Annotated in this window: 10 protein-coding genes; 4 read left to right on the top strand and 6 right to left on the bottom strand. The window is 39.8% G+C overall.

Translation table 11 applies throughout. From position 1 onward, the window contains the following. Positions 1–87: 87 nt before the first annotated feature. Both lnt and AOM43_RS06590 read right to left on the bottom strand, forming a co-directional pair. Positions 88–1,821, bottom strand: coding sequence for an apolipoprotein N-acyltransferase (lnt, locus tag AOM43_RS06595; RefSeq protein ID WP_006342230.1), 1,734 nt, complete (start codon positions 1,819–1,821; stop codon positions 88–90). A 32-nt stretch (positions 1,822–1,853) separates the two neighbouring features. Then, positions 1,854–2,291 (bottom strand): DoxX family protein, encoded by a 438-nt coding sequence (locus AOM43_RS06590; RefSeq protein ID WP_013925479.1) that lies wholly within the window; start codon positions 2,289–2,291, stop codon positions 1,854–1,856. Between the two features lie 221 nt (positions 2,292–2,512). On the opposite strand from AOM43_RS06590, the gene AOM43_RS06585 reads away from it, so the two are divergent. Continuing rightward, positions 2,513–3,610: an RsmB/NOP family class I SAM-dependent RNA methyltransferase gene (locus AOM43_RS06585; RefSeq protein ID WP_226987433.1), complete on the top strand. Its 1,098-nt coding sequence runs from the start codon at positions 2,513–2,515 to the stop codon at positions 3,608–3,610. A gap of 75 nt (positions 3,611–3,685) precedes the next feature. On the opposite strand, the gene AOM43_RS06580 is transcribed toward AOM43_RS06585, so the two are convergent. Both AOM43_RS06580 and AOM43_RS06575 read right to left on the bottom strand, forming a co-directional pair. After that, entirely contained in the window at positions 3,686–4,624 is a 939-nt protein-coding gene (locus tag AOM43_RS06580) for an MORN repeat-containing protein (RefSeq protein WP_059359548.1), read from the bottom strand. Between the two features lie 130 nt (positions 4,625–4,754). Further along, a complete protein-coding gene (locus tag AOM43_RS06575; protein WP_059359546.1) occupies positions 4,755–6,629 on the bottom strand; it encodes a hypothetical protein in 1,875 nt (624 codons plus the stop codon). Between the two features lie 206 nt (positions 6,630–6,835). Here AOM43_RS06575 and AOM43_RS06570 point away from each other — a divergent pair, with 206 nt between their 5' ends. From AOM43_RS06570 to AOM43_RS06560, 3 genes are all read left to right on the top strand, one after another. Beyond that, the gene (locus AOM43_RS06570) at positions 6,836–8,608 is read left to right on the top strand and encodes a hypothetical protein (protein WP_226987432.1); all 1,773 of its coding nucleotides are present in this window, start codon (positions 6,836–6,838) and stop codon (positions 8,606–8,608) included. Positions 8,609–8,637: 29 nt separating this feature from the next. Continuing rightward, a complete protein-coding gene (locus AOM43_RS06565) occupies positions 8,638–10,338 on the top strand; it encodes a hypothetical protein (protein ID WP_059359539.1) in 1,701 nt (566 codons plus the stop codon). An 82-nt stretch (positions 10,339–10,420) separates the two neighbouring features. Beyond that, positions 10,421–13,294, top strand: coding sequence for a valine--tRNA ligase (locus AOM43_RS06560; protein ID WP_059359537.1), 2,874 nt, complete (start codon positions 10,421–10,423; stop codon positions 13,292–13,294). 55 nt (positions 13,295–13,349) lie between these two features. Here the strand turns inward: AOM43_RS06560 and AOM43_RS06555 are convergent, their stop codons facing one another. Together AOM43_RS06555 and AOM43_RS06550 are read right to left on the bottom strand one after the other, a co-directional pair. Beyond that, positions 13,350–14,735, bottom strand: coding sequence for an alanine/glycine:cation symporter family protein (locus AOM43_RS06555; RefSeq protein WP_059359535.1), 1,386 nt, complete (start codon positions 14,733–14,735; stop codon positions 13,350–13,352). A gap of 20 nt (positions 14,736–14,755) precedes the next feature. Beyond that, positions 14,756–16,138 carry an alanine/glycine:cation symporter family protein gene (locus tag AOM43_RS06550; protein ID WP_059359533.1) on the bottom strand — a complete coding sequence of 461 codons (1,383 nt, stop codon included), beginning with the start codon at positions 16,136–16,138 and terminating at the stop codon, positions 14,756–14,758. Positions 16,139–16,356: the final 218 nt, after the last annotated feature.

The raw sequence follows: 16,356 nt of genomic DNA, 5'->3' as shown, positions 1-16,356 counted from the left end.
TTAGAATAATTAAAGCCTTTTGTTTTTATCAAGGGAAAATCGTGAAGATTTTGGTTTTGTGCTATTACTGAAATTAATCATTGGTTTTCAAGGGCGCCTACGATGTTTATATTCATAAATACCAAAGCCGAACAATCCCAAAAAACAAAATCCGATAATTAATTTATCACCAAACAAGGTATATAATGTGCGATAGTGGTAAAGAGGAACATGCACCAAAATCGAATCGGAAGACTCCTCTGTTTCTGCTAAAGTATTTCCAAGCTTGGCTGTTAACCGCCCTAAGCTATCAATCGATCCAGTTACACCCGTATTGCATGCCCTGATTAAAGGCACCCCATTTTCAACCGTTCGTAATCTAGCATGATCGAAATGTTGCTGCGGCAAACGCGAACAAGGGAACCAGGCATCGCTTGTTAAATTGACTAAAAGATTTGCACCCAACTGTCTATTTTCTCGCGTCAGATGCCCAAAGGTTTCTTCGTAGCATATGCAAACCCCAAAAGGAAGCTTACTTCCCGTCAAAATCTTGGCTTCTTGTCCCCCTGTAAACGATCCGTTTACGCCGTAACGAGCCGCAAGCTCTCTGCAAAAGCTAAAAGGAATGTATTCTCCCATGGGAACAAGCACACGCTTAGCATAGCGCTCCGCTCGCCGAAATTTTTCTTCTGAAAAAAGTTCGCGCATTGGATGAAAAAACAGGGCTGCGCTATAATATTCTCGACCATTTTGTGTATCTTCCGCGTCTTCTAATCCAATCACCATGTCGCTATTGAAATAGTTACTCAATCCCTGCGCCCAAAACGCGTTATTCACAAACCAACGGATTCCTTCATCTGTTAATGACTGAGCCGCAAAGGGCAATTCTAAAGGGGGAAGAAAATTTAAACTTTCTTTCCCTAAAATGTCTTCAAATGCTTTCGCCACTTTTTCATAAGGATAAACAAATGTATAGGTTCCAAAAGGAACCATAAATTCCGGAAGAGCAATTAAATCAACCGTTTTTCCTGAGTGCTTTTGGGTAATTTTAAGAATATGTTTCCACTCTCTCATTACAAAAGAGACAAAATCTCGGGTATCCCCAAAATCAAACGCCTCTTCAGCAGGAAAAGCAGGTTGCACCAAAATCGCAGAGAAATAGGGACTTTTATTTTCATTTAAGGCCAAGCGATGTTCTTCTTCCATCCAGTATTCATGGTAAACAACGTGCACATAACCATAAACATAGGGCATTAAAGCAGCCAAAATCCATACCACATAAGCAACTCGAGCTTTAAGTAACCACGCCCTGAGACCCAATAAATTCACAAGTAATACCCAAAAAGAAAGCCCAAAAACGCCCCAAAATGAAGCTAATTGAAGAGAAAAGACATTTCCCGTAAGCACAAGCCCTGAAGGATTCCAGGAAAAACCCGACAAGATAAATAACCTAGACCATTCCAAAATCACCCACGCGGAAGGAATCGCAATAATCCCAATGAGGGAACGCAATCGGCGGGGGGTAATCAGTATACCCACTAATCCGAATTGCGCCCCTAATAACAAAGACACTCCGACATAAACAATATAAATATACGCATAGGGATGCGAAACAAACCAGGAGAGTTGGACCATTTGCACTGCAAAATACCAGATCCCCGCCACCCAAAAACGAGATAGTGGACGAGAATAGGAAATCACAACACGCCCTATTAAAGCATATCCAAGAAAAGCAGCAAAAGCACCCAAGGAAGAGCTCCATGCTGGCTGGCCAAAAGCCACGATAAAAAACCCTAGAATAGCTAAAACACATCTCCATGGCTTATTCAAATCTGTCGACATCAGTAGTTCCGCGCTATTATTTTGTTTTCTTCTTATGAATCGATCTTGGAATCGGGAGTCCGTGAACAGCATACGGCATCACAACCATATCTTCCTGAACCACAACATAGAACATACCATAGGCCACCAAATATCCCAAGATTTTTCAAAAACATTGTCATCTGTAATTGCCGGGCCGCAGGTTCTGCCACATCCCAAAAATTATGGAAAATTCCTGTTGTCGGAATCAAAAACAACATCAACAAAGCTGCTGCAAGTCGGGTTTTATACCCAATCACCAAGCAAATCCCCGCAAGGACTTCCAAAAGAGCTGCAAGAACCAAGAAAAAAGGTGCCATTGGAATCCCTTTCGAGACCATATAAGCCAATGTGGAATCATAGTCTAGAATTTTTCCAATACCGGCAATGATAAAAATGGCAGCTAAGCACAAACGTGCTAAAAACATGCTAATTGAACATAACGCTTTCATTAAATCCTCCTATATCAATGTTTTTTTAGATGTATTCTACTTAGTATTTTTTTGCAACTCTTTGAAGTCGTACAGAATATTTTTGCTATTTAATGAGTGAATGATTGCAATTGATTGTAAAATGAAGTATGATTTTAACTTTTTAATCTTAATCTTTTTATTTTATGTATTCTGCAAATCCTTTTCGTCTTAGACACCTCTTTTCTTTACTAGATTTTTGTATGGAGCAAGAGCTCCCGTTAGATCTGGTGATTAGTCGCTACTTCAAACTACGTAAAAGTTTGGGATCGAAGGATCGTGCTTTTGTAGCAGAAGCCATATATGGGATGATGCGCTGGATAACGTTGATCGACTTTTTCTGCGAAGAAAATGCTTCTTGGGAAAAGAAATGGGAAATCTATCAAACGCTTGATATTCCAACTTTAATTAAGGATACCTCTATCCCCGAACATATTCGCTTTGGATTTCCCAAAGATCTTTATGATTTGATCTTAAAAAGTCATGGAATTGAAAAAGGTCAAGAGATTTGCTTAGCAAGTAATGCGCCCGCCCCGACAACAGTGCGCGTGAATCTTTTGAAAACAGATCGAGAAACACTTCTTTCTCAGTGGTCCGAAAAATATCAAATCTCGGCTTGCTCCCGCTCTTCAACCGGCATCGTTTTCCATAAAAAGATTAACTTTTTTGAATTACCTGAATTCAGACAAGGATTGTTTGAAGTTCAAGACGAAGGAAGCCAATTAATTTCCGAACTTATGCAAGTTGAACCAGGGCAACAAGTCTTAGATTATTGTTCAGGATCCGGAGGAAAAACACTCGCTTTTGCTCCAAAAATGGAGAAAAGGGGACAGATTTTCTTACATGATATCCGCAAGAAAATTTTGCTGGAAGCAAAAAAAAGATTGCGTCGAGCTGGTGTCCAAAACTCACAAATTGTAAATCCAGACGACGAGCCTAAACTCAAAAAACTTAAAAAGCAAATGGATTGGGTTTTAGCTGATGTTCCTTGTAGCGGAATCGGCACACTGCGACGAAACCCTGACATGAAATGGAAGTTTTCGGAGGAAATGTTAACGCGCCTTGTAGGACAGCAGCGCACAATCTTTGAAAAAGCGCTAAGTTACATGAAACCAGAAGGACATATTGTCTACGCAACCTGCAGTATTTTGAACGAAGAAAACCAACAACAGATTGATCACTTTGTGAAAACGTATGATTTGGAAATTGTTGGCGAAACTTTTCAATCGATTCCTCACGAAGGAAGAATGGATGGTTTCTTCGCAACAGTTCTTCGAAAGCGCCGCGAAAAAACCACATAATCAAGGTGGTGTGTGGCAATCGTCTAGATCGCCATACACTGAATAAAAGAATGCAATTCTCTAAGATTTTCCTTCTTATACCTTAGTCTCTCGTCGCACCCTTATTTTCGCTCCATCCACTTCAGTTTCTATACCTTCAATTAGGCGGCCCTTTTTAAAGACACCCTTTTCTTTAGACCCATCTGCATAAATTTTTAAACCTTTAATCAGTCGCCCTTTTTCAAAGACACCTTTCATAGAGCCATTTTTAGTGATATATTCCCCCTTGCCATGCGACTTACTCTTCTTCAACTCACCGATGTATTGATCACCATTGTAATACGTAACAGTTCCTTTTCCGTGAAACTGCTCTCCTTTGAATTGGCCTGTGTATTGTTTTATTTCATTACCTGCCGCTTTTGGGTAGGTTAACGTCCCATGGCTATATTCCCCATTCTTAAATACACCTTCGAATATTTCCTCACGGCCACTCCAAAATATTTTTTGAAGGATTCCTTTACCGTGAAATTCGTCATTTCTGAAGTGACCGTCATATATAGATAATTTTGGTTGCAATGAACCGAATGAGCTTTCCGCTATATCCCGACCAATCCCATGACGTTCCCCCCATTCGTTTCTTTCTCCTTGATATCCAGCCGATAGAGATTCCGCTTTAGCTTCTTGTATTTTTTTTGAAATGAATGCGGTTAAATCTGATCCATGTTTTTTTGCATCTTTGAACTCTTTCTTAGATATTCCAAATCTTTTCCGAAGGCTTGCTTCATTGACTTTTACATATCCTGTTGAATTTGTCTCGACGTCCTTCACGTTTAATACAACGACCCTCTCCCAAAAACGGATTTTAGGCTTATCTTTAAATATTTTAAAACTGTTTACAGCTACATAATGTGTTGCATAATTAAAATCTTCAAAAACGATCCGTTTTGTCTTTTTGCCCGCACTTTTTTCTGGGTAAAATGTTGGGATTGCGGATGAATTGTCAAAAAAGCCAACGGAAATAGGTGAGACACTCATAAAAACTCCATCTATTAGTAATTAATTATTATTAATAAAAGTTAATTATATCTCACTATTCATTATAAAACACACCAAAACACTCCTTATTTATGAAAAATATGAAACCCATTAATGTCATCGTCTTTTTTTAACAAGTTGAATCACGAGGGAAACCTGTGGAACGTTTTGTTTTTAGTAAAATCATTTGGGGATTAAGTGATAGTGTTGAAAGAGAGCTTTTTATCAAAAGAAACATGAACCATTTTTTAATGATGCGATGCGATTGTTGGACAAGCGATACCCCGCTGCTCAAAACCCCAATTTCTTGCTGATGATGCACAAATGCCGGTAAATAGACCTCTCCTGTCTCCCAGAAAAAATGATTTCGCATCGATTTCCATACTTTTTTTCCTTTCTCATAGATCCACTTTCCTCTCCAGGCTCCCATGAAAAGATGTGCACGTGTCAACACAAAAACCTGAAGAAATTTGGGTAGCTTTTTGATTCCATTAAAAATATAGGCCACCAAGCCAGCTGGCTCTGTGTTCAATAAAGGCATGCGATATAAATTCGGAACCGCGTTTCCTATAAGTCGCTCTAAATTTCCTTGAGACCATAACGCGCAATTATCCGATTCAATTTGATAAACCATATTTCCAGCCCGAGAAACTTCAATATCTTGTTTAATAAATCCCATTAACTTCATGCCTTGCTCGGGCTTAATCGCAAAAGAGTAGTAAGCATGTTGTCGGTGATTGTAAAATACATTTTCATCGGGATAAGCTATGGTGGCTGTGACTGTCGGACAGAGCATTGTAAATCGCTCCCAAGAATTTGCAGGAAAGCGGGTGGCAAATTTTCCTAAGGGATAAATCGCAAATTTTTTGCCGGGCATAGGAATCGCGATCTCTTGAAAGGCATGACTATTCTCAAAGTCCAAATTTAACGCCTCCCTTGTTGAAGTAGCCGCTACATTCCAGGCTTCTGGATCCAGTCGAAGATTGTACCTTCTTTGAGCTTCTTTAAGAGAAATGACCTCAAAAATAGGCATTTTTTGCCACCAAAGGGGATCACTTAAGGCAATTTGTCTAAATTCATTGGAATCCGCATCCCACCACCCCAATTGGTGAGCATTCCAATTGACGACCCCATCCGCTAGGACTTCAAGATTTCCAACTTCGAAATCTTTCTGAGCAAAAATTTTATAAATTTCTTGCAGGGAAAGTCGATAGTTTCCCCTAAAACAGACGATTTTATGCTCATCTAGAAGACTAACTTCTTGTTTTTCCATGCGCAGGGCTATAATTTTTTCACCCAGTGGAGTTTTATGCATATGTAATAATTTCGGATTGACGCGCCCTATTCGACGTGACAGACCGCAATTTTGTAAATTTCGGGCTATTTTGGGAAATTCGATGAAAAGAGCAGGGGCGTTTTTATCTTGTAAAACCCACGACAAAAAGAAAAGACATGTATCAGAATCGACTTGCAAGTGCTTGATAAATGCAGGATATCGACAGGCATCGTCCAGTCGATTGATCTCATCATGCGTCAGCTCTTTGTCCACAACAGTAGAACGATAAAATTTCCATTCTAAAGCTTTTTGAAATAAGAAGGGTGGGATAGCATGAGATTTTGGGAGACGGTTCCATCCTCCATTTTTTTCCTCTAATCGATAGCGCAAAGCGATTTCTTGAGATTTTATGTGAGCGCGAACATGACAGATTTTTTCATTTAGATAAGGAAGCAAGAGGGAAAGAACACTCTCTGTCCCCTTAAGGTATAATTCGATGTCTACCTTTTGAGGTGCAAAAAATTGGATAGGGATATGCTCCAGATTTTCTAAGCATCGGCTCCAGGTTTCTCCAATCGTTAAAATTCTATTTACATCAAATCCGAACCATCTTCTAAAATAAGATTTTATGGAGCTTTCAACATACCAATACCCGTTTTGACAGACTACCGATTTCTTTTCCTCTAATGCTGTAATAAATTGAGCCAGGTTTTGAATTATCTCATTCATAACCACCCCTAATAAAATAGCACTAGGTTATAAACATATTTTACTCTATTTTTCTTACTTTTTCTAGGTATATAACTATTTACTAAATATCAAATATAATTTAAAATTCCCTACCAAAATTTAATTACCCACTTCGTTATCTTTTAAATTTAAGTAAAAAAATGCAACCATCCTTTACACCACTTAGAGACTTAAGTAGAATGACAATGCCTATAATTGGGGGCGATGAGGAGGTCCAAAGTTATATTCAAATCAAAAAAGAGAAAACGGAAGAGCAAGATAAAAGACTCGATCAAGAGGTTAAGTCTTTTCTTTCTCAGCACCCCAACGCTTTTACAACAGACTTAATGGCATCTGAATTAAAAGCCCAAGAATTTTTCAAAATATTACGTCATTGCTCATCATTAGATAAAAATACGCTGCGGGCTATTGCGATATCGCTTTGTGTTGAATTACATGCACTCAAAATTTTTAAAGATACCTTTTTAGAATTCAGAGAAATTACTAAAGAATGGCAAAAATTTTCCAGCAGGATTGAAAGCGAAACCTTTACCCTCACCACGACGAAAGGACTCGCTTTTTACTTTCGCTTTTTAGGTGAGAATTCCGTCCTCGAAGAAAAAATTGATATGATGGAAGGTGATAGAAAAAAGCATCTCTACGCAGCATTAGAATCTCCTCATGAAGAAATTCGAGGGCTTGCGGCAATGATTTTTAAAAAATATACGACAATATTATTAGAGAGACGAGCCGAGAAAGTTTCCTCTATTTTTTGCGAGTTTATCATGCTCTTCAACATCGAAATAAATCAGCAACAAAACTCTTTTTTAAAACATCACATCACATATTTCCCCTCATTGATTAAATCTCTCAATTTTTCGATTAGTTTAGTCAAAAAAGAGATAGAAAAAACATTATTTGATACCCCCTGGACCTTTAATTATTCAGATGAGCAATATGCCGATATTATGCAAATGCTATGCTCTCTCGAAAGTGATGTTAAAGGACGAGCACATGCATTTAAATCTATCTATAACTCTTTACTTAATCTGAGAAGCAAGGAAAAAGGAAACAAACTGGAGTTTAATCAAAAGTTTCTCACACACAATTTCGCTAATGTTCCCATTCAAATTTTAGATTATCAAAGATTACACAAAGAATATTTTTCATCCGGTTTACCTAAAACAATTTCGGAGAAAAAAAATGTGGTCGTGCAAGATAAAAAAAGGGGGACATTTCCTAAAAAACCGCAAAGAAAAGCTAACCGACCTCCTTCTCCGCACCCCTTAAAAACCAGACAACTCAGAGAGCTTAAAGCTCAAAATATTAAAAAGATACAGGATGAACAAAACAATCCCTATTCTCCGGATAGCTCGGCAGTGCCCATACAAGTTCCGCAAATACCTCAAACAAAATTCAACTTCTCTTACGCATGGCGGGTTGCCGATTGGTTTCAAAAGCATCCGAAGCAATTGCAAAAGGAGAGTTATGCGAGTTTGCCATCCGATTTACAATTTAAGCAGATCATCTATCATGCTTTTGCTCAAGATGTCGAGAATTACATTTTTTCGCATGGACGCGAAAGAACCTATGAAAATCCCACGACACACCACAACGATCGTCATTTTTGCATTGCGGGAGAAATTCGATTTAGGGAAGGACTAAAAAAGACAAGAGAAAGAGGCATTTATACCTTTTGCGTTGGGCAAGATGAAGAACTCTATCATCGCTATTTTACACGAAAAATAGACCTCCTTCCTTATGCAAAAAATATCTTCTATGAGACAGATTTTCCTACACCTAAGGCTTCACTAAAAAAGAAAACTTTTTTTCCACAGCAAATAAAACCATCTAAAGCAAAGGTTAAAGTTGACGAGATCACACAAGCTGTCAGCATAGAAGACCCCCGCTATCCGTTTATTAAATATATTCTTTTCCAATCTGGGGATTTTCGTAATCATTCATACCAAACAAGCTAAATAATTAAAACTTTTTCAAGGATATTAAAATGCAACTTCCCTTTGGGTCTTTATTGTATGTACATAAGCCAAATGAAACGGAAGAGATGGTCCGCCGAAATCGAGAATCTGAGCTAGATAAACTCATAGAATTTGGCAAGTTAGCGATGCAGGTCCTCTCTCCTCCATCTTCTTATGAAGTAGATCTAGCAGAAGACCTCAGTTCACCTAAAAAATATAAACTTCAAGTAAGCAGTCTTTCCCTATTAGCCCCTCAAGAATTACATGCATGGGCTGTTGCTTGTTGCATAGAGCTTCACGCTTATAAAATATTCAAAAGTTATTTTACCGACTTGCAAGACATAGGTAGACAATGGAAATCTCTCCCTCCTCCTAAAGCAGACTTAATGTTTGTTAATTTTGATTTTCAAACTTCTGAAGGATGGGCCTTTTATTTTCGCTTTTTTGGAAACCATTCAAATGGAGATTACCTGAATGCGTTCAAAGGAGAAAAATTTCGTTACCTTAAGTTAGCAGCTCAATCTACAAATGAAGAAATAAGATCTGTTGCTGAAAAAATTCTTTTGAGCCATCGATATAGAGCCATAAAAGAGCGAGCTTGTCTGTCATGGAAAGAGATTGATCATTTAACAGTCCCCTTAAATCGATTAATCAATAATCAATCCGCTATTAAGGAAAAACTATCCCTTTTTACTTCTTTCCGCAAAACACTTCTCTTCACAAACGCATTTTTAACTAAATGCAATTCAACCGAAGATGATGATTCAATCCCCTGGTTCGTAAGCTTTCCTAGCCATAAAGAAAAGGAAGCGGAATCCCTACTATCCTCTCTAGAAAATGACATAAAGAATGAAAGATCTAAACTCTTTGAAAAGGTACACCAGCAGCTTATTCAAAAAAGAGATAAAAGTCGGGGTCGACTTGTTTATACAACAACTTTTTTAAGACATTCTTTTGACGCTATTTCAATTCAATTCAATACCTATCTTTCATCCTATCAAGAATGCTTCTTTGCAAAAGAAAAAGTCGCTAAAAAAGAGGAAAAACCGAGACTCGCACCTTCCGCTCCAGCCAAGCAATCTAGTCAGAATACGAGCAAAAAAAGAACTAAAAAGAAGGCAGCCCGGCCATCGATTATTTCTCAGCCCAAGGTTGAAAACAAAGCGATTGAAACTCCTCAAAAACCTCCTATTCATTTTACGTATGCTTGGCGTGTAGCGGAATGGTTTAAACCTTCTCCCATTCACTTAGAAAAAGATTCCTACAAGAATCTTTCTGAGCACCAACAATTTATGCAAATCCTGTACCATGCCTTTTCTTTAAAAGTTGAAGATTATATTCCAACGCACGGAAAAGAAATGGTTTACGTAAACCCCACAACTGAGCAAAAAGAACGATTGATTTGTATTGCTGGAGAGATCCATGTAGATGCGCATGTAGAAAGAGGAATTTATACATTTTGTATTGGGGAGAATGGGGAATTATACCATCGTCATTTTACTAAAAAGAAAGATGAAATGATGTACCACTTTGCAACCAATATTTTTTATGAGAAAGATTTTCCACCTCTTAAGGCTTCCTTAAATAAAAAACCTTCAACACAGCTCATAGAAACCCATGAAGGCGTTAAAATTACAATGGATGAACTCACGGGAGCGACCACCATTTATGATCCACATCACCTATCTGTCAAATATGTACTTTTTCAAGGGGGAGGAAATGAAGAATAATACGAAATCTCCCCATCCGCTCTTGAGAGATAGGGACTTTATCTGTTATTCTTTGTAACATTTGATCCAAAGGGAATTACATATGACAAATATAGCAGAAGATAAAAATCAGCCCGAATTGCCAAAAGCATATGAGGCCAAGCTTGTTGAATCCAAGTGGGCAGAATTTTGGGAAAAAAACCAATTTTTTAAAGCTAACCCCCTTTCACCAAAACCTGGATATTGCATTGTCATTCCTCCACCAAACGTAACAGGAGTGCTCCACATGGGGCATGCGTTAGTTAATACGCTGCAAGATATCCTGATTCGTTGGAAACGGATGCAAGGATTTGAAACCTTATGGATTCCAGGAACAGACCATGCCGGAATTGCCACGCAAACTGTTGTAGAACGCAATCTGATGAAAACGGAAGGCAAAAGACGGGTTGATTATTCACGCGAAGACTTTCTTCAAAGAGTCCAAAATTGGAAAGATGAGAGTGAAAAAGTCATCCTTCATCAATTAAAGTCTTTGGGCTGCTCCTGCGACTGGTCTCGCCTAAGATTTACGATGGATGCGGGCAACAATGCAGCTGTTAAGAAGATGTTCAAAAAGCTCTATGATGCCAATTTGATTTATCAGGGAGACTACCTGGTCAATTGGGATCCTGTCACACAAACAGCTCTAGCTGACGATGAAGTAGAATATGAGGAAAAGCAATCCTTTTTGTGGCATTTTAAATACCCCTTGAAAGATCAATCCGGCTATATTCACATTGCGACAACACGCCCTGAAACCATGCTTGGTGATACAGCGGTTGCTGTCTCCCCCAAAGATCCTCGCTACCAACATTTGATTGGGCAAAAAGTGATACTGCCTTTAATGAACCGGGAAATTCCAATCATCGCTGATCATCATGTCGATCCTGAATTTGGAACGGGTATGGTTAAAATTACTCCTGCACATGATCCAAACGACTACCAGATGGGGATTACCCACAACCTTCCTTTTATCAACATCATGACCCCCGACGGAAAAATCAATGAAAATGGGGGGAAATTTGCCGGTCTTAGCATGGCAGAAGCTCGTGAAGCTGTTGTGCAGGAATTAAAAGCGCTAGGATTAGTCGAGAAAATTGAACCACACGTCAATCGTGTAGGCGTTTCATATCGCTCAAAAGCTGTGATCGAACCTTATATCTCTAAACAATGGTTTGTTCGCATGAGCGAGTTTGGGAAAAAACTGCGCCACATTATCGAAAGCAAGCAAGTCACATTGATTCCAAAAAATTGGGAAAATACTTACTTTCATTGGATTGATAATTTGCGCGATTGGTGCATTAGTCGTCAGCTATGGTGGGGCCACCGGATCCCTATTTGGACAAATAAAAATGATCCTGAAAAACGAATTTGTTATGACGGAGAAGGAGTCCCGCCTGAAGTGGAAGCCAATCCTGATGACTGGACCCAGGATGACGATGTCTTAGATACCTGGTTTTCCTCTTCCCTTTGGCCATTTGCGACTTTAGGATGGCCTGAAAATACACCCGAATTGAAGAAGTTTTATCCCAATTCCGTGTTAATTACGGGTCACGACATTCTCTTTTTCTGGGTGGCACGTATGATTTTCATGGGAGATTATGCTATGGGCGAACCTCCTTTTCCAGAAACGTTCCTACACGGTTTAATTTATGGAAAATCCTATTGGAGAGATGCACCGGGAGGAGGGATTACTTATTTAAGTGAAAAAGAGCGTATGGAATATGACCTCGGAAAACCACTTCCTTCTGATGTACATTACAAATGGGAAAAAATGTCCAAATCGAAAGGGAACATTATTGATCCCCTGGAAATCATTGAGCAATATGGCACAGATGCGATGCGAATGGCTCTCTGCGTAAGCGCCACACAAGCTCGTGAGATAGATCTTGATCGACGCCGTTTTGAAGATTTAAAGAACTTTGCCAACAAAATCTGGAATGGCGCGCGCTTTGTCTTAATGAATTTGAAAGGCAATGAGCATAATCCAGCTCTAACGGCCCAAGAATTTAGCCAAGGGGTTAATTTTTCTTTGTTAGCTCTGGAAGATCGCTGGATTCTGTCTGTGCTTAACCGTGTAATTAAAAGTGTGGAGCAGAAACTGACAACCTATCAGTTCGATCAAGCTGCTCAAGAAGCATACGATTTCTTTTGGAGAGATTTTTGCTCGTATTACCTAGAAATTGCCAAACCTGTGCTGATGGGTAAATCTGGCCTACCTGGCGAGCGCTCTAACAAACAAAAATTGTTAGCGATAATCCTTTGCCAAGCGATTCGACTCATGCACCCAATGGCTCCTTTCATCACGGAAGAGCTCTTCCATGCACTTAAAAGTCAATTAGCGGGGGTTACAGAAGACCCGCATGCCGATCCTTACACACAAGATGCGGTTAAAGCACTTTTAAGCACAGCTTGTACTGTATCCCCTTACCCTGTTCCACGTGAAAACAGCATTGATTCAGACATTGAAAAAGCGTTTGGCTTTATGGAAAAAGTGATTTATACCATTCGAAATATTCGGGGTGAAATGAAGCTTCCACCAGGAGCTGCAACAGATGTGCACATTATTGGGACACCTCAGCAAGAATCCTTCCAAATGATCGAACAAAATTTACGCATGATCTCTTCTCTGGTCAAAACCGGAAGCATTCAAATGCACGAGAATGAACCTCAGCTTGGATTTGCCTCTTTTGGACTCATCGAGTCGATCAAAATTGCCATCCCACTCCCCGCTGAACTATTGAAAAATGAAAAAGATCGTTTGCTCAAAGAACAAGAAAAGCTCAATGCATCTATTGAGAAATTACGCGTTGTTTTGGCAAATCCCGAATTTATCAATAAAGCGCCTCCCCAATTAATCGAAAAGCAAAAGCAAGCTTTTTCACAAAATGAAAAAGATCTCGAAGAAATTACTCTGAAATTGAAAAGTTTGGACTAAAATAAAAGCCCCCAGCGAAGCTAATTCGACTGGGGGCTTTATCTTTTATAAGAGACTAGGCTTTGGAAGCCGCCAGTTTTTGAGCTTTTTCCGCTTCAAGTTCTTTAAGAAATACTTTGGTTTCTGCAATGACAACCCCAGAAAGTGCGCACAGGCCAATCAAGTTAGGGAATGCCATAAGACCATTAAAGATGTCAGAGATTAACCAAACAGTTTCTAGTTCTAAGATAGCTCCTGGAATGATCATCAAGCTAAAAATAATGCGATAAAGCGGCACAATTTTTCGTCCCCACATGTATTCGACACATTTTTCACCGTAGTATGACCACCCTAAAAGGGTTGTGAAAGCAAACAGCACAAGACCGAGAGAAACCACATAACCTCCCCAACCAAACACGGATTGGAAAGCCGTGACTGTCATGGTCGCTCCAGTTAGCATTTTACCATCCGGTCCGATTTCACCAAGCAGATTGGTGACACCCAAAATCAATCCTGTGATTGTACACATCACAACAGTTGCTAAAAAGCTTCCTGTCATCGAAACCATTGCCTGTCGGCCTGGAACATCACTTTTTGCAGCAGCCGCCGCAATCGAAGCCGTCCCCAAACCTGCTTCACTCGTCATCAAGCCTCGACTAATTCCCACTTGCATCGAAAGAAGTAATGTAGAGCCCGCAAATCCCCCAACAGCCGCTTGTCCTGTGAATGCGTGAGAGAAAATTCCCCAAGCCGCAGCTGGAATTTGCTCATAACATTTTATTAAAACAAGTAAACCACCCCCGATGTAAATAATTCCCATAAAAGGAACCAATAGGGAGGCGACTTTTCCTATACTCTTAATGCCACCCAGGAGCGTCAATCCGATCAAAATGGCCATGACAATCCCTGTCAAAAGAGGATCTAATTGGAAAACACTCGACATGACATCCGCTACAGAGTTCGCTTGAAGCATATTTCCACCACCAAAAGCGGCTATCGCGCCACTTCCAGCAAAAACAAGAGAAAGCCACTTCCAACCGAGTCCCTTTTCGATAAAGTACATGGGACCACCGCACATTTCCCCTTTTTCATCCGTTGTGCGGTACTTCAAAGCGAGTAAGGCTTCGGCAAATTTGGTAATCATTCCAATCAGGGCTGTTACCCACATCCAAAATAATGCACCTAGGCCACCGATGGTAATAGCAGTGGCAACACCTGCGATATTTCCAATTCCTACCGTCGCTGCCAAAGCTGTCATGAGAGATTGAAAATGAGTGATATCCCCTTTTCCTTCTTTCACTTCATCTAAGCCTAGACCTAGCTTAAGTGCATAGCCTAGATAGCTAAACTGCATCCCTTTTAGGACAATCGTTAAATAGATCCCGATTCCCATCAATAACATCAATAAAGGGAATCCCCAGACAATTTCATAAACTGCGTGTAAAAACCTTAAAAAATCCATATTAAGCCCTATTCAATGAGTCAAGTTGTTGATCCTGCCGAAAGTCTACGTTCATTCGCTATTTCCTTTAGAAAATGGCGCGTCTCTCCAGAAATCACACCTGAAAGAGCAATCAAAGCAATCAAATTTGGAAAAGCCATCAAGGCATTGGCGATATCCGCTAAATTCCAGACAATATCCATTTTTAAAGCAGCACCTGGAATAATGGCTGCGATATAAAGAACTCTGTACATAATGATGCATTTTTCACCAAAAATATACTCGAAACACTTTTCACCATAATAGGCCCAAGCTAAAAGTGTCGTAAAAGCAAATAAGACTAAACCAATCGTGACCAAATATCCTCCACCGGGCACAGATGTGTTAAAAGCGGCAATCGCCATGGAAGCACCGTTCAATAATTGCCCATCCACATTTGTTTGACCCAACACACCCGTTATAGCTAAAACTAATCCCGTCATGCTGCAAACAAGGATTGTGGAAAAGAACGTGCCTGTCATATTAATCATGGCTTGTCTTCCAGGCAAATCTGTGCGTGCAGCAGCGGCAGCTATGGAAGAAATTCCCAGCCCTGCTTCATTCGTAAAGACGCTGCGAGCGGCACCCGTCTGAATAGCCATCATGATCGAGGAACCTGCGAAACCACCAAGAGCGGCCTGTCCGTCAAATGCACTTTGGAAAATCAAAAATAAAGCATGCGGAATTTCATCTGCATTCACCGCTAAAACAATCAAACCTGCACCCAAATAAAAAATGGCCATAAAAGGAACGAGAATACCAGCGACCTTTCCAATGGCTTTAACTCCGCCGACCAACACTAAACCCGCGAGGATAGCAAGGATAGTTCCCGTCCACCAAGGATTGAATTGCAGGGTATTTTGCACAGCATCCGCAATCGAGTTCACTTGCACTAGGTTGCCCGTACCAAAAGCCGCAATCACGCCAAAAGCAGCAAAAAGAATCGCCATCCATTTCCAGCCTAAACCTTGCTCGATATATTCCATCGGCCCGCCAACAACTTCCCCTCGCTTATCCTGTATTCGATATTTCACGGCGAGGAGAGATTCTGCATATTTAGTTGCCATACCAAAAACAGCCGTCAAACACATCCAAAATAAGGATCCTAATCCTCCAACAGAAATACCCGTGGCAACACCCGCTATCGTCCCTGTTCCTATAGCACCCGCCAAAGTGGTCATTAAAGCTTCAAAATGGCTAATGTCCCCTTTTGAATTTTGCTTTTGTTCGGCAAAAACGGCTTTTAAAGCAAAACCGAAATAGCGAAATTGAACTCCACGTAAAAGAATAGTCAGGTAAATACCCGTGCCAAATAAAAGCATGAGTAAGGGAGCACCCCAAAGCATATTTTTGATTTCAGTTAAAAAACCCTCGATTTGTTCCATGATTTCCTTAGTTTCCAATGTTACCGGCTAAGTTAAACCTATCCAATTCTTGATATTTCGATAGCCACGATCGCAAAGCATGATTAGATAGCCAGGAAAAGCATAGCTCAAAAGTCGTTTTGCGAAAAGAATTTTAAAAACACTTAAAATGCAATTAAAAATTATATCATACACCGAAAAAAAATTCATTAGAAATTAACTGGCATTCTTAGCTTCTA

Origin of the sequence: Parachlamydia acanthamoebae (genome assembly GCF_000875975.1) — a bacterium.
In the GTDB taxonomy this organism is placed as follows: Bacteria; Chlamydiota; Chlamydiia; order Chlamydiales; family Parachlamydiaceae; genus Parachlamydia; species Parachlamydia acanthamoebae.
Note: the sequence above shows the minus strand (reverse complement) of the source record. Positions and strands in the feature narration are given on the sequence as shown.